Origin of the sequence: Neisseria gonorrhoeae (assembly GCF_003315235.1) — a bacterium.
GTDB classification, from domain to species: Bacteria; Pseudomonadota; Gammaproteobacteria; order Burkholderiales; family Neisseriaceae; genus Neisseria; species Neisseria gonorrhoeae.
Genome location: NZ_QNRU01000012.1, coordinates 1 through 20924, shown reverse-complemented (window position 1 = coordinate 20924; position 20924 = coordinate 1). Strand labels below are relative to the sequence as shown.

Sequence of the window (20924 nt, the reverse complement as noted above, 5' to 3'; positions counted from 1 at the left end):
ACCGCTTCAGACGGCATACGGAACCGCCCCAATGCCGTCTGAAGCCATCTGTTTAAAGAAAACCATGCTCAATAAAGACCAATTCGCGGACAACCATTTCATCCGCACCATCATCGAAGACGACCTCAAAAGCGGCAAACACGAAGCCGTCCAAACCCGTTTTCCGCCCGAACCCAACGGCTATTTACATATCGGACACGCCAAATCCATCTGCCTGAACTTCGGTTTGGCGTATATTTACGACGGTTTGTGCAACCTGCGTTTCGACGACACCAACCCGGAAAAAGAAAACGACGAATACGTCAACGCCATCAAAGAAGACGTCGAGTGGCTCGGTTTCCATTGGGCGGGCGAACCGCGTTTCGCTTCCGACTATTTCGACCGGCTTTATGACTACGCCGTCGGTTTAATCAAAGACGGCAAAGCGTATGTCGATGATTTGACGCCCGAAGAAATGCGAGAATACCGCGGTACGCTGACCGAAGCGGGTAAAAACAGCCCTTACCGCGACCGCAGTATCGAAGAAAACCTCGACCTGTTCACGCGTATGAAAAACGGCGAGTTCCCCGACGGCAGCAAAACCCTGCGCCTGAAAATCGACATGGCGGCAGGCAACATCAATATGCGCGATCCCGTCATCTACCGCATCCGCCGCGCCCATCACCACAACACCGGCGACAAATGGTGCATCTACCCGATGTACGATTACACGCATTGCATTTCCGATGCCATCGAAGGCATCACGCATTCCTTGTGCACGCTCGAATTTGAAGCGCACCGTCCGCTTTACGACTGGGTGTTGGACAACATCCCCGCGCCGCACGCCACCCGTCCGCGCCAATACGAGTTTTCCCGTTTGGAGCTTTTGTACACCATTACCTCCAAACGGAAATTGAATCAGTTGGTTGTGGAAAAACACGTTTCCGGCTGGGATGATCCGCGTATGCCGACCATTTCCGGTATGCGCCGCCGCGGCTACACGCCCGAAGGGGTGCGCCTGTTTGCCAAACGCGCCGGTATTTCCAAATCTGAAAACATCGTCGACATGAGCGTGTTGGAGGGTGCGATTCGCGAAGAGCTGGAAAACTCCGCCCCGCGCCTGATGGCGGTTTTGAACCCGCTCAAAGTGACCCTGACCAACTTTCAAGCCGGCAAAACCCAAAGCCGCCGTGCCGCGTTCCATCCGAACCACGAAGAAATGGGCGATCGCGAAGTACCTGTTTCACAAACCATCTACATCGAAGCCGACGACTTTGCCGAAAATCCGCCCAAAGGCTTCAAGCGTCTGATTCCCGGCGGCGAAGTACGCTTGCGCCACGGCTATGTCATCAAGTGCGGTGAAGTCGTCAAAGACGAAGCAGGCAATGTGGTTGAACTCAAATGCAGCATCGACCACGACACCTTGGGCAAAAATCCAGAAGGCCGCAAAGTTAAAGGCGTGATTCACTGGGTTTCCGCCGAACACGCCGCCGAAATCAAAGTCCGTCTGTACGACCGCCTCTTTACCGTCGAGCGTCCCGATGCCGTGCGCGGCGAAGACGGCGAATACCTGCCGTTTACCGATTTCCTCAATCCGGAATCCGTTAAGGAAATCACTGCTTACGCCGAACCTGCCGCGAAAGATTTGCCGGCGGAAAGCCGTTGGCAGTTCGAGCGTATCGGCTATTTTGTGACCGACCGCCAAGACCACGGCAAAGACACGCCGGTGTTTAACCGCACGGTGACGTTGAAAGATTCTTGGCAGCCTAAGTAAACCCCATCCTTGCCGTCTGAATATTGTTCGGGCGGCATTTCTCCTTTACCCGCGAAATGCGGCACATTCGGCACACCGGAAAGGAAATATGATGAAAGTCCTCTTTATCGCCGACCCGATGGCAAGTTTCAAAACCTACAAAGACACCACCTACGCGATGATGCGGGAAATGGCAAAACGCGGCTGGCGGCTGTTTCATACCTTGAGCGGGGAATTGTCTGTAAACGGCGGTTTGGTAACGGCACAGGCATCGGCATTTGAATTTTCGGGTGCAAAAAACGATGATGACCATGAATGGTTTAAAGCGGCGGACAAAGTTCAGACGGCATTAAAAGCATTTGATGCCGTGATTATGCGTACCGATCCGCCGTTCGATATGCAATACCTTTACTCCACCCAATTACTGACGCTGGCGGAACAGCAGGGCGCGAAAGTGTTCAACAGCGGACGGGCGATGCGCGACTTTAACGAAAAACTGGCGATTTTGAATTTCAGCCGCTTTACCGCGCCCACGCTGGTAACGACCCGTTCCGCCGATGTCCGCGCATTTTTGAAAGAACACGGCGACATCATCGTCAAACCGCTCGACGGCATGGGCGGCATGGGCATCTTCCGCCTGACCGAAAAAGACCCCAACATCGGCAGCATCCTCGAAACCCTGATGCGGTTTGATTCCCGCACCATTATGGCGCAACGCTACATTCCCGAAATCGTACACGGTGACAAACGCATCTTGATTATCGGCGGCGAAGTCGTCCCCTATGCTTTGGCGCGTATCCCGCAAAACGGCGAAACACGCGGCAATCTGGCGGCAGGCGGGCGCGGTGTGGCGCAGGAATTGGACGGACGCGACCGGGAAATTGCAGAGACTCTGGCTCCCGAGCTTAAACGGAGCGGCATCCTGCTGGCCGGTTTGGACGTTATCGGCAGCAACCTGACCGAAGTCAACGTAACCAGCCCGACCGGATTCCAAGAAATTATGAAACAAAAAAGTTTCGACGTGGCGGCAATGTTTGCCGATGCCGTTGCCGCGTGGTCGGTACGTTAAACCGATGCCGTCTGAAAGGCTTTTGCTTCGTAACCGCTTGGTTTGTTCGGGCAGGCAGGGTTTTCCCTCAGCCGGCAGGGATGCGCTTAATGCCGTACGGACACCCCTCCGCCCCGTTTTCAGACGGCATATATTGAGGACATTTTGAAAGGATACCGATGGAACCTTCCTCCTACGCGGCAGAAAAAAAAGGCAAAAGCGGCATCAGGCGCGTCATCAACGCATTCGGCTATTCGATAGACGGCATCGCCGCCGCCTACCGTTACGAAGCGGCATTCCGTCAGGTTTTGTGGCTGAACGCGCTGCTGGTGTGCGCGGCATTTTTTTGGGTTTCCGAAACCGCCGTCCGCCTGCCGTTGATTATCGCGTCTTTTGTGTCGGTCATTGTCGAACTGTTCAACACCGCCGTCGAAGCCGCCGTCGATCATACTTCGACCGAAAAACACGAGCTGGCCAAACGCGCCAAAGATGCAGGTTCTGCCGCACAACTGGTTGCCATGCTGATGTTGGCGGCGGTTTGGCTGTCCGCCCTGTTCGGGTAAAACGCTTGCAGCAGGATTTGTAATCCTTTAGGATTAGTATTTATTATTCACTTAATCTACATCAAATTTCCGAGCAGTATTTGTATGTAAGATTAAGCACATTCCCCGTCTGATATTAAAGGAGCAGGAAGATGAAAAAATTATTGGCAGCCGTGATGATGGCAGGTTTGGCAGGCGCGGTTTCCGCCGCCGGAGTCCATGTCGAGGACGGCTGGGCGCGCACCACTGTCGAAGGTATGAAAATGGGCGGCGCGTTCATGAAAATCCACAACGACGAAGCCAAACAAGACTTTTTGCTCGGCGGAAGCAGCCCCGTTGCCGACCGCGTCGAAGTGCATACCCACATCAACGACAACGGCGTGATGCGTATGCGCGAAGTCAAAGGCGGCGTGCCTTTGGAGGCGAAATCCGTTACCGAACTCAAACCCGGCAGCTATCACGTGATGTTTATGGGTTTGAAAAAACAACTGAAAGAGGGCGACAAGATTCCCGTTACCCTGAAATTTAAAAACGCCAAAGCGCAAACCGTCCAACTGGAAGTCAAAACCGCGCCGATGCCGGCAATGAACCACGGTCATCACCACGGCGAAGCGCATCAGCACTAATCTGCTGGAAATATTTGAAATGCCGTCTGAAAAAGCCCGGGCTTTCAGACGGCATTTTTATGCCCGCCTTTAAAATGTGTTAAAATCCGCCTTTAAAAACCGCCGTTTCCAAGCCATCCTGCGTATGAATACGACATCAAACACTTCCAATATCATCGTCGGGCTTTCCGGCGGTGTCGATTCTTCCGTAACCGCCGCCCTGCTCAAGCAGCAGGGTTATCAAGTGCGCGGTGTGTTCATGCAGAACTGGGAAAACGACGACAACGACGAATATTGCAGCATCAAACAGGATTCGTTCGATGCCATCGCCGTTGCCGATATTGTCGGCATCGACATCGACATCGTTAATTTCGCCGCGCAATATAAAGACAAAGTTTTTGCTTATTTTCTTCAGGAATACAGTGCGGGGCGCACGCCGAATCCGGATGTGTTGTGCAATGCCGAAATCAAATTCAAATGCTTTTTGGACTACGCCGTAGGGCAGGGCGCGGATACCATTGCCACCGGACACTATGCGCGCAAAGAAGTCCGCAACGGCGTGCATTACCTGCTCAAAGGTTTGGATCGAAACAAAGACCAAAGCTATTTTCTCTACCGCCTCAAGCCTTTCCAACTCGAACGCGCGATTTTTCCGTTGGGCGGTTTGGAAAAACCCGAAGTGCGCCGCCTTGCCGCCGAATTTAATTTGCCGACTGCCGCTAAAAAAGACAGTACCGGCATCTGTTTCATCGGCGAGCGTCCGTTCCGCGAGTTTCTGCAGAAATACTTGCCGACCGACAACGGCAAAATGGTGACGCCCGAAGGGAAAACCATCGGCGAACACGTCGGGCTGATGTTTTACACATTGGGTCAGCGCAAAGGATTGGGCATCGGCGGCGCGGGCGAACCGTGGTTTGTTGCGGCTAAAGATTTGACGAAAAACGAACTCATCGTCGTACAAGGACACGACCATCCGCTGCTCTATACCCGCAGCCTTGTGATGAACGATTTGAGTTTCACGCTGCCCGAACGTCCGAAGGCAGGACGCTATACCTGCAAAACGCGTTACCGTATGGCGGACGCGCCTTGCGAATTGTGCTATTTGGATGATGAAACCGCCGAGCTGGTGTTTGACGAACCGCAATGGGCGGTTACGCCGGGTCAGTCCGCCGTGCTGTACGACGTCGACATCTGTTTGGGCGGCGGCATCATCCAAACGACCGACAAACCCGTCATCATCACGCGATAAAGGTAATGCCGTCTGAAACGGTTTTCAGACGGCATTGTTCCGCTCAATTCCACTTTAAAGACCGATACCTATGGAAAAAATCTGGTTAGAAAGCTACGAGAAGGGCGTCAGTGCCGAAATCGACATCACGCAATACAATTCCGTCAGCGACGTATTCCGCCAAAGCGTGGAAAAATTTGCCCGTCTGCCCGCTTTTCAAAATATGGGCAAAACGCTCACTTATGCCGAAACCGGCAAACTGGCGACCGATTTCGCCTCTTATCTGCAAAACGTCCTCAAGCTGCCGCGCGGCGAACGTGTTGCCATTATGATGCCGAACGTATTGCAATATCCGATTGCCCTTTTCGGTATTTTGCAGGCAGGTTTGGTGGCGGTGAACACCAATCCGCTCTATACGCCGCGCGAGTTGGAGCATCAGCTGAAAGACAGCGGTGCGACCGCCATCATCGTTTTGGAAAATTTCGCCAACACGCTGGAGCTGGTGCTGCCGCGCACGCAGATCAAACACGTCATCGTCGCCTCCGTCGGCGAAATGTTCGGGCTGCTTAAAGGTTCGCTGATCAATTTCATCATCCGAAAAATCAAGAAAATGGTTCCCGAATACCGTATTCGGGAAACCGTTTCCTTTCAGACGGCATTGAAAGAGGGGGCGAAGCACGTTTTCCAACCTGTCGCATTAAACCGCGAAGATACCGCATTGTTGCAATACACGGGCGGCACGACAGGCGTTGCCAGAGGCGCGGTGCTGAGCCACGGCAACATCTGCGCCAATATGCTTCAGGCAAAAGAATGGATTAAAAACCAATTGCGCGAGGGAAAAGAAACCGTTATCGCCGCCCTGCCGCTGTACCACATCTTCGCCCTGACAGTGAATCTGATGATTTTTGCCAATGCCGGCTCGAAAATTGTCCTGATTGCCAACCCGCGCGATATGAAAGGCTTTATCGGCGAACTGAAAAAGCAGCGGGTTAACGTATTTATCGGCGTGAACACGCTGTTTAACGCGATGGTCAACCGGCCCGATTTCGCCGAAGTCGATTTTTCAGGATTGCGGCTGACTTTGGGCGGCGGTATGGCGACCCAAAAAGCCGTTGCCGAAAAATGGAAAAAAATCACCGGCACGCCCATCGTCGAAGCCTACGGTTTGACCGAAGCCAGCCCCGGCGTGTGCTGCAACCCCTTAAACATCGAATCATACAGCGGCAGCATCGGTTTGCCCGTCCCGTCCACCGAAGTCGAACTGCGCGACGCAAACGGCAAAGAAGTCCCCGTTGGGCAGCCGGGCGAATTGTGGGTAAAAGGCCCGCAAGTGATGCAAGGCTACTGGAACCGCCCCGAAGAAACCGCCAAAGCCATAGACGCGTGCGGCTTTTTGGAAACCGGCGATATTGCCGTGATGGACGAAAAAGGCCGTCTGAAGCTGGTCGATCGCAAAAAAGACCTCGTCGTCGTTTCCGGATTCAATGTTTATCCGAACGAAATCGAGGAATTCATCGCGCACCACGAAAAAGTTATGGAAGTTGCGTGTATCGGCGTTCCGAACGAAAAAACCGGCGAGGCACTCAAAGTGTTCGTCGTCAAAAAAGACCCGTCTTTGACCAAAGAAGAACTCACCGCTTTCTGCCGTACCGGTCTGACCGCATACAAAGTGCCGAAAGACATCGAATTCCGCGACGAGTTGCCCAAGTCCAATGTCGGCAAAATCCTGCGCCGCGAGTTGCGCCAAAGTGCCGGGAAATAAAGAAAAGATACCGTCTGAAAACAGCCGTCCACCGTTCAGACGGCATCCGTCCGTTTGCCAGAACCGCGCGCTTCACGTTAAAATCACGCATTCCAACATGGGTATTCCATCATGACCAAATTCATTTTCGTAACCGGCGGCGTTGTCTCCTCACTGGGTAAAGGTATCGCCGCCGCTTCTATTGCCGCCATCCTCGAATCGCGCGGCTTGAACGTTACCATGCTCAAGCTTGATCCTTATATCAACGTCGATCCCGGCACGATGAGCCCGTTCCAACACGGCGAAGTGTTCGTAACCGACGACGGCGCGGAAACCGACCTCGACTTGGGACACTACGAACGTTTCATCGATTCCACGATGACCCGCCGCAACAGCTTCAGCACGGGTCAGGTGTACGAAAACGTTATCGCCAAAGAACGCCGCGGCGACTATCTCGGCGGTACGGTTCAAGTCATCCCGCACATTACCGACGAAATCAAACGACGCATCCACGAAGGCGCGGCGGGTTACGATGTGGCGATTGTCGAAATCGGCGGTACGGTCGGCGACATCGAATCGCTGCCGTTTTTGGAAGCCATCCGCCAGATGCGAAGCCAGTTGGGACGCAACAACACCCTGTTCGCCCACTTGAGCTACGTTCCCTACATCGCCGCCGCAGGCGAAATCAAAACCAAGCCGACCCAGCACACCGTGAAAGAAATGTTGAGCATCGGCTTGCAACCCGACATCCTGATTTGCCGTATGGACAGGAAAATGCCGGCAGACGAACGCCGCAAAATCGCCTTGTTCTGCAACGTGGAAGAGCGCGCGATTGTCGGCAGCTACGATGTGGACAGCATCTACGAATGCCCCGAAATGCTGCACGACCAAGGCATCGACAACATCATTACCGAGCAGTTGCAGCTTAACGTGCAGCAGGCGGATTTGACCGCGTGGAAAAAAATCGTCCACGCCGTCAAAAACCCGAAACACACCGTCAAAATCGCGATGGTCGGCAAATACGTTGATTTGACCGAATCCTACAAATCATTGATTGAAGCCTTGAAACACGCGGGCATCCATACCGAAACCGATGTGCAGATTACCTTCGTTGACAGCGAAAGCATCGAGAAAAACAAGGGCGACGTTTCCGTACTCAAAGATATGGATGCCATCCTCGTTCCCGGTGGCTTCGGTTCGCGCGGCGTGGAAGGCAAAATCGCCGCCGTGCGCTACGCCCGTGAAAACAACGTGCCATACTTGGGCATCTGCCTCGGTATGCAGATTGCGCTGATTGAATACGCCCGCGACGTGGCAGGTTTGAAAGGTGCGAATTCCACTGAGTTTGACTTGAAATGCGCTGCCCCCGTCGTCGCCCTGATTGACGAATGGCAAACCGCCGACGGCAGCGTCGAAACCCGTGACGAATCCGCCGATTTGGGCGGCACGATGCGTTTGGGCGCGCAAGAAGTCGAATTGAAAGCAGGCAGCCTCGCCGTCAAAATCTACGGCAGCGGACACATTCGCGAACGCCACCGCCACCGCTACGAAGTCAACAACAACTACGTTTCCGCGCTGGAACAGGCAGGTTTGGTCATCGGCGGCGTATCCGCCGGACGCGAACGCTTGGTCGAAACCATCGAACTGCCGAACCATCCTTGGTTCTTCGCCTGCCAGTTCCATCCCGAGTTCACGTCCAACCCGCGCAAAGGGCATCCTTTGTTCACCGCGTTTGTCAAAGCCGCGTTGAACAATAAAAAAGCCTGATAAAGCGTTACTTGATGATCAAAATGCCGTCTGAAAGCCTGACAAAGACTTTCAGACGGCATTTTCGCAAATCGGGGATCATAAAAGCCATCAATTTAATTTGGGTCTGTACCAGATTAGCAGATATGTTACCCTCGAAATATGAAGATAACACACTGCAAATTAAAGAAAGAAGTACAGAAAGAACCGCTCCGTTCTTTTGTACCGGAAGTTACCGCCCGTTCTGCCGCCGATATTTTGGGTATCCATCCCGATTCGGCGGCACTGTTTTACCGTAAAATCCGCACGGTTACCAACCATCGTTTGGCCTTGGCTGCCGATGAGGTTTTCGAGTGCCCCGCCGGGCCGGGCGGAAGCTGTTTCGGCGTACGGCGTAAAGGCAGACGCGGTCGCGGCGCGGCAGGAAAAGCGGTTGTCTTCGGCATTCCGAAACGCAACGGGCGGGTCTATACCGTTGCCGCGGACGATGCCGAGCCTGAAACGTTGCTCCCTGCCGTCAAAAAGAAAATCATGCCGGACGGTATTGTTTATGCCGATAGCCCGGGCAGCCGCGGCAAGTCGGACGCGGGCGGTTTTACCCGTTGCCGCATCAACCGTTCCAAGGAATTTGCAGACCGTCGGAACCACATTAACGGCATTGGGAACTTTTGGAATCAGGCAAAACGCGCCTTGCGGAAATACAACGGAATCGATCGTAAACCTTTTCCGCCGTTCTTGAGGGAATGCGAATTTCGACTTAACTTCGGCACACCGTCCCGGCAGCTAAAAATCCTGCGGGATCGGTGTGGAATTTAGGGATAATCTAGTACAGCCCCTAAGTTTTTAGTATGAGGGGAATATGCGGAGAATTTGGTTTTAATCAGCCGCCGGAGTAGGGAATAATCCGCATCGTCGGGCGGCAGCGTCCAAATGGCGTGAATATGGTTCGGCAGCACGCATACGGCGACGGTTTCAAAGGGATATTGTTTTTGCACATCCATATAGGCAGCCCGCGAAGCCGATATGTCCGACAAGCAGGCGCGATTTCGGGGCGGCGGGTTTGACGGTGAAAAAGAATGTGCCGCCGGCAATGAAGTTTCTGCGATAACGCGCCATAGGATTTTGTTTGTGGTTGGGGTGTTGGAGAAGGAATGGTTTGTTGTTTAAGGTTTAACTTTGTTGGACCTGATGTTTCCAAACGACATTGGAGGCCGTCTGAAAGCACTAGCTTCAACGAAGTTAAAAGTTGAAACGGCAAACCGTCAATCAAGCAGCCACGTGCGTAGTTACACCACACACGTGGTTGGGAATGTGGGCTATGGTTCTCTAATCCACCCTTTTATATATTCTATCCAAGAAGGAACTTGATAATCTTCTTGAGACATTAGCTCTACATATTTTTCAGCGAATTTAATTTTCATATCTCCATCTTCTGAATCAAAAAATTCTTTTAATTTATCAGCTTCACTTGGTCGTAAATTGAGTGAAAAATATGAAGCTTCCTCAGAATATTTTTTATCCTTATCTATAATACTTTCTAAATATTCATACTCTTTTATTTCTCTAAAATATTTCAATGTTTCCACAAGTAATTTTCCATTTAAGCAATCTTCAATTTCAGTTGCCGGAGAGGTTAATGAGTCATTTATTGCTACTGTTTCAGTCAATCTTGTTGATTTATTATTAATCAATCTATAGCATTGCAATCTGGAATATTGGTTATTGTAGTTTTTTGCTTCATAATGAGTAAGTTGATTATCTGTATCTGACAAAAACAGTATTTTTCCCCATTTGTTGTATGTGTTCCCATCAATATTTTCTTTAATTTCTCCATACGGGGTCAAAATATTTTGATATATCCGTTTAATTTTCTTTGCACCTCCTGTTGGAATAATTCGCAAATTAAAATTTTGAATCTCGTCTTCAAAATATTTATCAAAATAAATTTTTTCCGAACTACCCTCACAGAAAATCCAACTGTATGGAGTATCAGATGTAATGCTAGAGAGAATAGACTGAATAAAGTCTGTAATACTTTTTAAATTAATATCATAGGGAAGCTTCCCTTTAGAACTTTGCATTAAATGTACAATTTGTTCTTGATAATTTTGAAGGTTAATAAGGTCAAAGTGATGAGTTTTATCTTTTTCTGATATAACGCTTACGTTTCCATATGTTAAAGTTGGAAGGAAGCCATACCAATGCGATGAAAAAATTATTTGCCTACATTTATTACTCATTTTAAATAAAGAATCAAATTGTTCAAAACATGCAGAAACATGTAATGAGGATTCAGGCTCATCAATTCCAACGATTAAATTTTTACCATCAGCTCGATGATTTTCCAGCAATCCTTTTGCTACATCAATAATTGCTTTTTGCTTTTCTCCAGAACTTAATGAGCTAATTTCTACATAATTGTTTGATTCATTAACCCTTTTGTGTAACTTTCTTATATTAAAAAAAGAGTCAATAATTAATTTATGAATATCACTTTTTCTTAAATTTTGTTGCCTATCAGTGGAGGTTCTATATACATAACCATCTAACTCATTGCTAATTTCATTGATAAAATCAGTTAGACCTTTATTTATTTCACTAATTGCAGTTTCTGTAATCCTGTCTCTTAAAATGTGATCTAATTTTTCACCCATTAAAGTCTGAATTTCTTGATTTTCTAGTCGGGTAAATAACTCAGAATCTATATCTTTAGGAATATATATATATTCCAAATTTTCTACTAAGTAAGTATAAACAGCTTTTAATTGAGTATCGATTAGGTGGTCTCTGTTTTCTGTATCATTATCTTCTGCTGAAATATCATCCAAGAGCAATGAATCAAAGATTGCAGAAGTTGCTTTTTTGTTATGGTCGATACCTATTGGAAATACATAGTCATTATCGAATAAAGGATTGTTGATAATACTATCTCTTAGACTTATAAAAGTGTCTTTAACTGATGAGTGAGTACTACCAAAGTTAAGTTTCTCTTTTGGAGTTGTTCTAAATAAATTATCAAGTTTAGTAATAATGGATTTCACCTCTTCAGGAATTTTAGTGTCCTTATTTATAGAGAAAATAGGCACAATATAAGGGCGAACTTTTAGCCCATTCCTTTTAACAGTAAAATGAAGATTCCATTCTTTGCCATTAAAAAAACAATCTAGAGCTTCTAATACTGAACTTTTACCTATCCCATTTTTTCCTAGTAATCCACAAAATTTGTGATTATCTGATAAAGGAACAAAATTCATACCTTGATAAGTTTTAAAATTTCTAATAAATAATCCTAAAATCATTTGAGCATCCTTACTTATTCAACGCTACTTTCAAATACTTCCCAGTATAACTCCCCTTAATTTTAGCCACTTGTTCAGGGCTACCTTTCGCGATAACCTTACCCCCACCATCGCCGCCTTCCGGCCCTAAGTCCACAATCCAATCCGCGGTTTTAATTACATCCAGATTATGCTCGATAATCACAATCGAGTTGCCTTTGCCTTTCAGACGGCCTATGACTTCCAGCAGCAGGGCGATGTCGGCGAAGTGCAGGCCGGTGGTGGGTTCGTCGAGGATGTAGAGCGTTCTGCCGGTGTCGCGTTTGGAGAGTTCCAAGGCGAGTTTGACGCGCTGGGCTTCGCCGCCGGAGAGGGTGGTGGCGGATTGGCCGAGGCGGATGTAGCCGAGACCTACGTCCATCAGGGTTTGCAGTTTGCGCGATACGGTGGGGACGGCGTCGAAAAATTCGCGGGCTTCTTCGACCGTCATGTCGAGGACTTGGCTGATGTTTTTGCCTTTGTATTGGATTTCGAGGGTTTCGCGGTTGTAGCGTTTGCCGTGGCAGACTTCGCAGGGGACGTACACGTCGGGCAGGAAGTGCATTTCGACTTTGATTACGCCGTCGCCTTGGCAGGCTTCGCAGCGGCCGCCTTTGACGTTGAAGGAGAATCTGCCGACGTTGTAGCCGCGTTCGCGCGAGAGGGGTACGCCGGCGAAGAGTTCGCGGATGGGGGTGAACAGACCGGTGTAGGTGGCGGGGTTGGAGCGCGGGGTGCGGCCGATGGGGGATTGGTCGACGTTGATGACTTTGTCGAGGTGTTCGAGGCCGCGGATGTCGTCGTATGGGGCGGGCTCTTCTTGGGCGCGGTTGAGTTCGCGGGCGGTGATTTTGGCGAGGGTGTCGTTAATCAGGGTGGATTTGCCGCTGCCGGATACGCCGGTGATGCAGGTAATCAAACCAAGCGGCAACTCGAGGGTTACGTTTTTGAGGTTGTTGCCGCGCGCGCCTTTGAGGACGAGCATTCGGCCGGGATTGACGGGCGTGCGTTCAGACGGCACGGCAATGGATTTTTTACCGCCGAGGTATTGTCCGGTAACGGATTTTTCGCATTTGGCGACATTTTCGGGTGTGTCGGCAATCAGTACGTTGCCGCCGTGTTCGCCCGCGCCGGGGCCCATATCGACGACGAAATCGGCTTCGCGGATGGCGTCTTCGTCGTGTTCGACCACAATTACGCTGTTGCCCAAATCGCGCAGGCGTTTGAGGGTGGCGAGCAGGCGGTCGTTGTCGCGCTGGTGCAGGCCGATGGAGGGTTCGTCCAAAACGTACATCACGCCGGTCAGGCCGCTGCCGATTTGGCTGGCAAGGCGGATGCGCTGGGCTTCGCCGCCGGAAAGGGTTTCGGCGGAACGGCTTAGATTCAGGTAATCCAGTCCGACGTTAATCAAGAAGCCGAGCCGCTCGGTGATTTCTTTGAGGATTTTTTCGGCGATCTGTTTTTTGTTGCCGTCCAAATCCAGCGTTTCGAAGAATCGGTGGGTTTTGGTCAGCGGCCAGGCGGAGACTTCGTGCAACGGTTCGCCGCCGACGTAAACGTAGCGTGCTTCTTTGCGCAAACGTGCGCCGCCGCAGCTCGGGCAGGCACGGTGATTTTGGTACTCGCGCAGTTTTTCGCGCACGGTTTCGCTGTCGGTTTCGCGGTAGCGGCGTTCGAGATTGGGGATGATGCCCTCGAAGGCGTGGCTGCGGTTGAAGGTGGTGCCGCGTTCGGACAGGTAGGTGAAATCAATGACTTCTTTGCCCGAGCCGTGCAACACGACTTTTTTGACTTTTTCAGGCAAAGTTTCCCAAGCGACGTTGACATCAAATTTATAATGATGCGCCAGCGATTGAATCATTTGGAAATAGAACTGGTTGCGCTTGTCCCAGCCGTCAATCGCGCCCGTTGCCAATGACAATTCAGGGTGGGCGACCACTTTTTCGGGGTCAAAGAAATTGGTGTTGCCCAAGCCGTCGCAAGTCGGGCAGGAACCCATCGGGTTGTTGAACGAAAAGAGGCGCGGTTCCAATTCGGGCAGGCTGTACGAACACACGGGGCAGGCAAAACGCGCGGAAAACCAATGTTCTTCGCCGCTGTCCATTTCCATTGCCAGCGCGCGCTCGTTGCCGTGGCGTAATGCGGTTTCAAAACTTTCCGCCAGTCGTTGTTTGATGTCGGCTTTCACTTTCACGCGGTCGATGACGACGTCGATATTGTGTTTGATGTTTTTTTCCAGCTTCGGTACTTCGTCAAGCTGATAGACTTCGCCGTCCACGCGCACACGGGCAAAGCCTTGCGCCTGCAAGTCGGCAAAGAAATCGACAAACTCGCCCTTACGCTCGCGCACCGCCGGCCCCAGAATCATCACGCGCGTGTCTTCCGGCAGCTTCAACACGGCATCAACCATCTGCGACACGGTTTGGCTCGACAGCGACAAATTGTGTTCGGGGCAATACGGCGTGCCGACACGGGCGTATAAAAGGCGCAGGTAGTCGTGGATTTCCGTTACCGTGCCGACGGTGGAACGCGGATTGTGGCTGGTGGATTTCTGCTCGATGGAAATCGCAGGCGACAGGCCTTCAATCAAATCGACATCGGGTTTGTCCATCATCTGCAAAAACTGCCGCGCATAGGCAGACAGGCTCTCGACATAACGCCGCTGCCCTTCGGCATATAAAGTATCAAACGCCAGCGATGATTTGCCGCTGCCTGACAATCCTGTTACCACCACGAGCTTGTGGCGGGGAATGTCCAAATCGATGTTTTTCAAATTATGCGTGCGCGCGCCGCGAATGCGGATGGTGTCGTTGTCGTGCGAATGTCGGGGATGATGGTTGCACATAATGGATGCCGCCTGAAAAAATAAAGGAAAACCGATATTGTAGCACTTTCTCGGATGCCGTCTGAAGCCGCGTTCAGACGGCATTTGTCGGCGGAACGCGGCGGATTCCGTTATAATGTCGCTATTTAATATATTTGAATAAAAGGATGACAAATGAACCGTCTTTATCCCCACCCGATTATCGCCCGTGAGGGCTGGCCGATTATCGGCGGCGGTTTGGCTTTGAGCCTGCTGGTGTCGATGTGCTGCGGCTGGTGGTCTTTGCCGTTTTGGGTGTTTACCGTATTTGCATTGCAGTTTTTCCGCGACCCTGCGCGTGAAATTCCGCAAAATCCTGAAGCGGTGTTGAGTCCGGTTGACGGCCGTATCGTGGTGGTCGAGCGCGCACGCGATCCGTATCGTGATGTCGATGCTTTGAAAATCAGTATTTTTATGAACGTGTTCAACGTGCATTCGCAAAAATCGCCTGCCGATTGTACGGTAACGAAAGTGGTCTATAACAAAGGCAAATTCGTGAATGCGGATTTGGACAAAGCCAGCACGGAAAACGAACGCAACGCGGTTTTGGCGACTACGGCTTCCGGTCGTGAAATTACTTTTGTTCAAGTGGCCGGTCTGGTGGCACGCCGTATTTTGTGTTACACCCAAGCAGGTGCGAAACTGTCCCGCGGCGAACGCTATGGCTTTATCCGCTTCGGTTCGCGCGTGGATATGTATCTGCCTGTCGATGCGCAGGCGCAAGTGGCGATTGGTGATAAAGTAACCGGCGTAAAAACCGTATTGGCGCGTTTGCCGCTGACTGATTCTCAAGCCGATCCTGTTTCACAAGCTGCTTCGGTTGAAACAGCGGCAAACCCATCTGCCGAACAGCAGCAAATCGAAGCGGCGGCGGCTAAGATTCAGGCGGCTGTGCAAGATGTGTTGAAAGATTAATTTTGCGAACTGAAATAGAAAATATCAGTACCATCATTCACACGAATGAGGAAGTTTGGTTTTTTGAATTTTTGCTAATGTTCACACCGTTATGTTCACGAAAATGGGAATCCGGGAACTTAACGTTACGGTGATTTATCAGAAATAACAGAAACCGAACGAATTGGATTCCCGCCTGCGCGGGAATGACGACTCATTAGTTACCTAAAACTTAAAAAACAGAAACCTTTACGCCGTCATTCCCACGAAAGTGGGAATCCGGGAACTTAACGTTACGGTGATTTATCGGAAACGGCTGAAACCGAATGAATTGGATTCCCGCCTGCGCGGGAATGATGGGATCTTGGGTTTTTGCTTTTGATTTTTCTGCTTTTGCGAGAATGACGGCGTGAAAGCAAGAATGATGAAACAAAGAAAATGGGAATGATGGCACAGTGGTTTGTTCCTTGTCTTTGCCATATTTCCTAACAAGTTGATTAAAAAGAAAAAAAGGTTTTCATAATGCCGTCTGAAAACCTTTTTTGTTTGCCTGTCCGATTTTAAAACTTCACGTTTACGCCGCCGGTAAAGCTGCGGCCCATTTGCGGCGTATCAGAGAGGAAGCTGCTGTGGGCGTAAACGGATTGGTTGAGCAGGTTGTCGGCTTTGACGTACCAATTCCACTCGCCATAGCGCGTATTGCGGCGGTAGTTTGCACCGAGGTTGAGCATATGGTGTCCGGGCGTACGCGTTTCGTAGCGGGCGAGTTTGTTTTGGGCGAACACGCGGTAGTAGTCCAAATTGGCATCGATACGGTCGGTTAGCGAGGTTTTCAGGTGGAAGCCGAGGCGCGCAGCCGGAATGCGGGGGGCGTTTTGGTCGTCCTGCGCGATGAAGGGACGTTTGCCGTAGGGATCTTCCCTGCCGGGTAGGGACGGCAGGTTTTTCAGACGGCCTCGTACATAGTCGCCGGAAACGCCGATGCGGTAGCGCGGTGTCGGTTTGAAGTAGATTTCGCCTTCCGCGCCGTAGAAGTCGGCACCGGATTGGTTGTAGCGCACGAGCTTCATTTCGCTGTTGTCTTCGATGGATTTGGGGCCGCGTCCGTCGTTTAAGGTTTGGGCGTAAATGTAGTTGCCGAATCGGTTGCGGTAGGCTGCCAGATTGTATTGCCAGCGGTCGCCTTCGTAGCCCAGCGCGAGTTCGATATTGTTGGAACGCTCTTTGTTGAGGTGTTTGTTGCCGACTTCAAAGGTGTTGGTGGCGACGTGCTTGCCGTGTGCGTACAGTTCTTGCGTTGACGGCAGGCGTTCCTGATGGGAGGCGGTCAGGCTGAGTTTGTGGTGTGGCGTGAAATACCAGTTACCCGAAAGTGCGAACGAGCGGGCGGTTTGGCGGTGCGCGCCGAGGTCGGGCAGGGGCTGGTTGTAGTAGTTTTCTCGATCAATCAATGCTTTGTCGTACCGGATGGAGGCTTTTTGTTTTTCCACGCGTACGCCGCCTTCAAGCGTGAAGTTGTCCCAATTTGCCTGTTCTACACCGAAAAAGCTGTAATGGCGGACATTGTTGTCAATCAACATCGGTTGTTGGACGGTTTCGGGAATGGCGGAAAGCGCGCTGGATTTTTGTCCCAAATATTGCACGCCCCAGCTGCCTTTCAGACGGCCTATGGGTTGGTGGCGCAACTCGATACGGGCGTTGTGTGTTTTGTTGTTGAAGAAGTTTTCTACTGCATCGCCTGCTTTTTCGTCGTGGTGGTAGTCATTGCGGTTCAGATGTACGCGCAGGGCTTCAAAACCGGGGAATGGCTGCTTCCATTCGGCGCGGAGTTCGTAGCGTTTGTTGCGCAGGTCTATCCACGGTTTGCCGTTGTGGGTGTGTGCGTGTGCACCGTCGCCGTCGTGGAAGCCGCAGCTCAAGCCCGGATTGTCGTAATCGATGTCTTCTTCGGTCAACAAGTGCGGATAAAGCTGCAAATAGCGTTTGTTGATCAAACTCTTTTGCCAGATGATGTCGGCGTGGCAATCATCGTATTCGTGGCTGTGGGCAGGCAGGCCGTAGCGGTCGCGACGGTCGCTGTATGCTGCGCCGATAAAGCCTTTTTCGCCCACCCAAGACAGCCCGATGCTGCCCGTTTGCGAATCGGCATGGCTGTCGGGCAGGCGTTTCAGATTGCGGTAACGCGGTACGGCGTAATCGCCCGATTTGCGGTACAAGCCTTCGGTATGCAGCACGAAGTTTTTGCCCAGTCCGATATTGATGCCTGCGGATGTCAGTTTTTCTAAATTGCCGCTGCTCAAACGCAATCCGGCTTCGCCCGATACGCCGTTTTCAGGCATTTTTTCGGGGATTTTTCCATCGGCAACATCGACCAGCCCCGCCACATTGCCCGAGCTGTACAAGAGCGTAACCGGCCCGCGCAGGATTTCAACCTGTTGCGACAAGGCGGTATCTACCATAATGGCGTGATCGGGAGAAAAGTCCGCCATATCGCCCGTTTCGCCGTGATGGTTCAATACTTTAATCCGTCTGCCCGTTTGACCGCGAATAACGGGAGCGGATGCGCCGCCGCCGTATTGCGAAGCGTGGATGCCCGGTACGCCGTCCAAAGCGTCGCCCAAGTTGACGGCTTTTTGGCGCAAAGTATCGCCGGAGATGATTTTGTCGGAGGCGGTCGAAGTGTGCAGCAGCCCCGAAGTCGCGCGCGGACGGCTTTTGCCGACGACGCTGACCGTTTCCAAGCCCACCGATTGCTCAGTTTCATGCGCTTGGGCGAGGAGGGGTGTGTTGATTAAAAGAATTGATAAAACAATTGGTTTGAGTGTGATTTGTGCCATTTTGGCTTCTCGTCGCATTTCAAAATTTTGTTATTATATAACATTGCATTTTTTATATCATAAGATTTTGAGAATACTCAGAGGGCATAGGCAAAAGTTTTTCAAATGACACGGTTGTGATATTTAATGGCGTTAATTTGTATTAACCCTAATTTTAGGGAAGTTAATGATGTGAACACGAACGCCGCTATATGTTAGCTATCGGATAACCAAAATTTATGAGGGCATAAAAACGGTACGTTCCCGAACGGTCGAAAAGGTGGCAAAATGGCGTACTTGTCAGAACGCGAGGCTCTGCGCCAGATTCACGAGGGCGCATCGGGCACGCTAAGATATAAGGGGGTATGGATGGGGGTATCGGAAATGCAGTTAATAATAAACAAATTATAAATCAATAGGTTAATCACAAAATGCTTTTGTTTATCGACAATTACGACAGTTTTACTTACAACATCGTCCAGTATTTCGCAGAATTGGGGCAGGAAGTCGCCGTGCGCCGCAACGATGATATTACGTTGGAGGAAATCGAGGCATTGAATCCGCAATATCTCGTTATCGGTCCCGGACCGTGTTCCCCTAAGGAGGCGGGTATTTCAGTAGAAGCCATGCGCCATTTTGCCGGCCGGCTGCCGATTATGGGCGTGTGCCTCGGGCATCAGACGATAGGCGAAGCGTTCGGTGGAGATGTGGTACGGGCAAAAACCTTGATGCACGGTAAGGTGTCGCCCGTGTCCCATTCGGGCAAGGGTATGTTTAAGGGTTTGCCCAATCCGGTTACCTGTACGCGTTATCACAGCCTCGTTATCGAACGCGGCACGCTGCCGGATTGCTTGGAAATCACGGCGTGGACGGAAGACGGCGAAATTATGGGCGTGCGCCATAAGGAATATGCCGTCGAGGGCGTGCAGTTCCACCCCGAAGCCCTCTTGACCGAACGCGGACATGATATGTTGAACAATTTTTTAGTTGAATTTCAAAACTTCAAACCGCAAAAAATCTGACGTGATGCCGTCTGAAGCCCTTCGGGCGGCATTTTCGTCCGAATATTGAACGGAGGACAAAAAATGATTACACCGCAACAGGCTATCGAACGATTAATCAGCAATAACGAGTTGTTTTACGATGAAATGACCGACTTGATGCGCCAAATGATGAGCGGAAAAGTGCCGCCCGAACAAATTGCGGCGATTTTGACCGGCTTGCGTATCAAGGTTGAAACCGTTTCCGAAATCACCGCCGCCGCCGCCGTGATGTGCGAGTTTGCGTCAAAAGTGCCGCTGGAGGATGCGGACGGGCTGGTCGATATCGTCGGTACGGGCGGGGATGGCGCGAAAACCTTCAATATTTCGACGACTTCGATGTTTGTTGCTGCAGCGGCAGGCGCAAAGGTTGCCAAACACGGAGGCCGGTCGGTCTCTTCCTCCAGCGGTGCGGCTGACGTGATGGAGCAAATGGGCGCAAACCTCAACCTGACTCCCGAACAGATTGCCCAAAGTATCAGGCAGACCGGTATAGGGTTTATGTTCGCACCCAATCACCACAGTGCCATGCGCCATGTCGCCCCGGTGCGCCGTTCGCTCGGTTTCCGAAGCATTTTCAACATATTGGGTCCGTTAACCAATCCTGCGGGCGCGCCGAACCAGCTTTTGGGCGTGTTCCACACCGATTTGTGCGGCATTTTGTCGCGGGTCTTGCAACAACTCGGCTCAAAACACGTTTTGGTCGTTTGCGGGGAGGGTGGTTTGGATGAAATTACACTGACGGGCAAAACGCGCGTTGCCGAACTCAAAGACGGAAAAATCAGCGAATACGACATCCGCCCAGAAGATTTCGGTATCGAAACCCGCCGCAATTTGGATGAAATCAAAGTTGCCAATACTCAGGAATCTTTGTTGAAAATGAACGAGGTACTGGACGGGAAAGAAGGGGCGGCGCGCGATATCGTATTGCTTAATACCGCCGCCGCCTTATATGCCGGAAATATCGCTGCTTCGCTTTCAGACGGCATATCTGCCGCACGGGAAGGCATCGATTCAGGTAGGGCGAAGGCGAAAAAAGAGGAGTTTGTCGGTTTTACACGGCAATTCGCCTAAGCCGGCAAACTTGATATAAAGCAACAAATGCCGTCTGAACGGCGGAATTGGCGTTTCAGACGGCATGAGGCCTTTGCAAAAAAGCCCTTCCTTCGACATCCGAAACCCAAACACAGGTTTTCGGCTGTTTTCGCTCCAAATACCTCCTAATTTTACCCGAATATCCCCTTAATCCCCCCGGATATCCGATAATCAGGCATCCGGGCCGCCTTTTAGGCGGCAGCGGGCGCACTTAGCCTGTTGGCGGCTTTCAACAGGTTCAAACACATCGCCTTCAG

General features: G+C 51.0%; 16 protein-coding genes. 12 read left to right on the top strand and 4 right to left on the bottom strand.

What is annotated here, in order from left to right; genetic code table 11:
* Nucleotides 1–64 precede the first annotated feature (64 nt).
* The 8 genes from DFR77_RS06670 (at nucleotide 65) to DFR77_RS06635 (ending at nucleotide 9458) form a co-directional block, all read left to right on the top strand.
* Complete coding sequence (locus DFR77_RS06670; RefSeq protein WP_025456154.1) at nucleotides 65–1753, top strand: glutamine--tRNA ligase/YqeY domain fusion protein; 1689 nt, start codon at nucleotides 65–67, stop codon at nucleotides 1751–1753.
* Nucleotides 1754–1844: 91 nt separating this feature from the next.
* Nucleotides 1845–2801, top strand: a complete 957-nt coding sequence (gene gshB, locus DFR77_RS06665) for a glutathione synthase (RefSeq protein ID WP_003689659.1) — start codon at nucleotides 1845–1847, stop codon at nucleotides 2799–2801.
* Between the two features lie 158 nt (nucleotides 2802–2959).
* Nucleotides 2960–3343: a diacylglycerol kinase gene (locus tag DFR77_RS06660; RefSeq protein WP_003689658.1), complete on the top strand. Its 384-nt coding sequence runs from the start codon at nucleotides 2960–2962 to the stop codon at nucleotides 3341–3343.
* Nucleotides 3344–3474: 131 nt separating this feature from the next.
* A complete protein-coding gene (locus DFR77_RS06655; RefSeq protein ID WP_003689657.1) occupies nucleotides 3475–3948 on the top strand; it encodes a copper chaperone PCu(A)C in 474 nt (157 codons plus the stop codon).
* A 124-nt stretch (nucleotides 3949–4072) separates the two neighbouring features.
* Entirely contained in the window at nucleotides 4073–5176 is a 1104-nt protein-coding gene (gene mnmA, locus DFR77_RS06650; RefSeq protein ID WP_025455769.1) for a tRNA 2-thiouridine(34) synthase MnmA, read from the top strand.
* Nucleotides 5177–5246: 70 nt separating this feature from the next.
* A complete protein-coding gene (locus DFR77_RS06645; protein WP_003689655.1) occupies nucleotides 5247–6917 on the top strand; it encodes an AMP-binding protein in 1671 nt (556 codons plus the stop codon).
* A gap of 111 nt (nucleotides 6918–7028) precedes the next feature.
* Nucleotides 7029–8663 (top strand): CTP synthase, encoded by a 1635-nt coding sequence (gene pyrG, locus DFR77_RS06640; RefSeq protein ID WP_003689652.1) that lies wholly within the window; start codon nucleotides 7029–7031, stop codon nucleotides 8661–8663.
* A gap of 141 nt (nucleotides 8664–8804) precedes the next feature.
* Nucleotides 8805–9458 (top strand): IS1595 family transposase, encoded by a 654-nt coding sequence (locus DFR77_RS06635; protein ID WP_017147025.1) that lies wholly within the window; start codon nucleotides 8805–8807, stop codon nucleotides 9456–9458.
* Here the strand turns inward: DFR77_RS06635 and DFR77_RS06630 are convergent.
* Complete coding sequence (locus DFR77_RS06630) at nucleotides 9455–9643, bottom strand: transposase (RefSeq protein ID WP_014580099.1); 189 nt, start codon at nucleotides 9641–9643, stop codon at nucleotides 9455–9457. The two genes, DFR77_RS06635 and DFR77_RS06630, sit on opposite strands and share 4 nt — an antisense overlap.
* Nucleotides 9644–9665: 22 nt before the next feature.
* Here DFR77_RS06630 and DFR77_RS13340 point away from each other — a divergent pair, with 22 nt between their 5' ends.
* Entirely contained in the window at nucleotides 9666–9809 is a 144-nt protein-coding gene (locus DFR77_RS13340; protein ID WP_010360533.1) for a hypothetical protein, read from the top strand.
* A 149-nt stretch (nucleotides 9810–9958) separates the two neighbouring features.
* Here DFR77_RS13340 and DFR77_RS06620 read toward each other — a convergent pair whose 3' ends face one another.
* Both DFR77_RS06620 and uvrA read right to left on the bottom strand, forming a co-directional pair.
* The gene (locus DFR77_RS06620) at nucleotides 9959–11941 is read right to left on the bottom strand and encodes an AAA family ATPase (RefSeq protein ID WP_003692251.1); all 1983 of its coding nucleotides are present in this window, start codon (nucleotides 11939–11941) and stop codon (nucleotides 9959–9961) included.
* A gap of 10 nt (nucleotides 11942–11951) precedes the next feature.
* On the bottom strand, nucleotides 11952–14888 hold the full coding sequence (uvrA, locus tag DFR77_RS06615) for an excinuclease ABC subunit UvrA (RefSeq protein ID WP_017147023.1): 2937 nt from the start codon (nucleotides 14886–14888) through the stop codon (nucleotides 11952–11954).
* Between the two features lie 69 nt (nucleotides 14889–14957).
* On the opposite strand from uvrA, the gene DFR77_RS06610 reads away from it, so the two are divergent.
* On the top strand, nucleotides 14958–15737 hold the full coding sequence (locus tag DFR77_RS06610) for a phosphatidylserine decarboxylase (protein ID WP_003689647.1): 780 nt from the start codon (nucleotides 14958–14960) through the stop codon (nucleotides 15735–15737).
* Nucleotides 15738–16276: 539 nt separating this feature from the next.
* Here the strand turns inward: DFR77_RS06610 and znuD are convergent.
* Entirely contained in the window at nucleotides 16277–18553 is a 2277-nt protein-coding gene (gene znuD / locus DFR77_RS06600; protein WP_025455952.1) for a TonB-dependent zinc receptor ZnuD, read from the bottom strand.
* Between the two features lie 410 nt (nucleotides 18554–18963).
* Between znuD and DFR77_RS06595 the strand changes: the two genes are divergently transcribed.
* Nucleotides 18964–19554 carry an aminodeoxychorismate/anthranilate synthase component II gene (locus tag DFR77_RS06595; protein WP_003689643.1) on the top strand — a complete coding sequence of 197 codons (591 nt, stop codon included), beginning with the start codon at nucleotides 18964–18966 and terminating at the stop codon, nucleotides 19552–19554.
* 63 nt (nucleotides 19555–19617) lie between these two features.
* Nucleotides 19618–20646, top strand: coding sequence for an anthranilate phosphoribosyltransferase (gene trpD, locus DFR77_RS06590; RefSeq protein WP_010358628.1), 1029 nt, complete (start codon nucleotides 19618–19620; stop codon nucleotides 20644–20646).
* Nucleotides 20647–20924 lie beyond the last annotated feature (278 nt).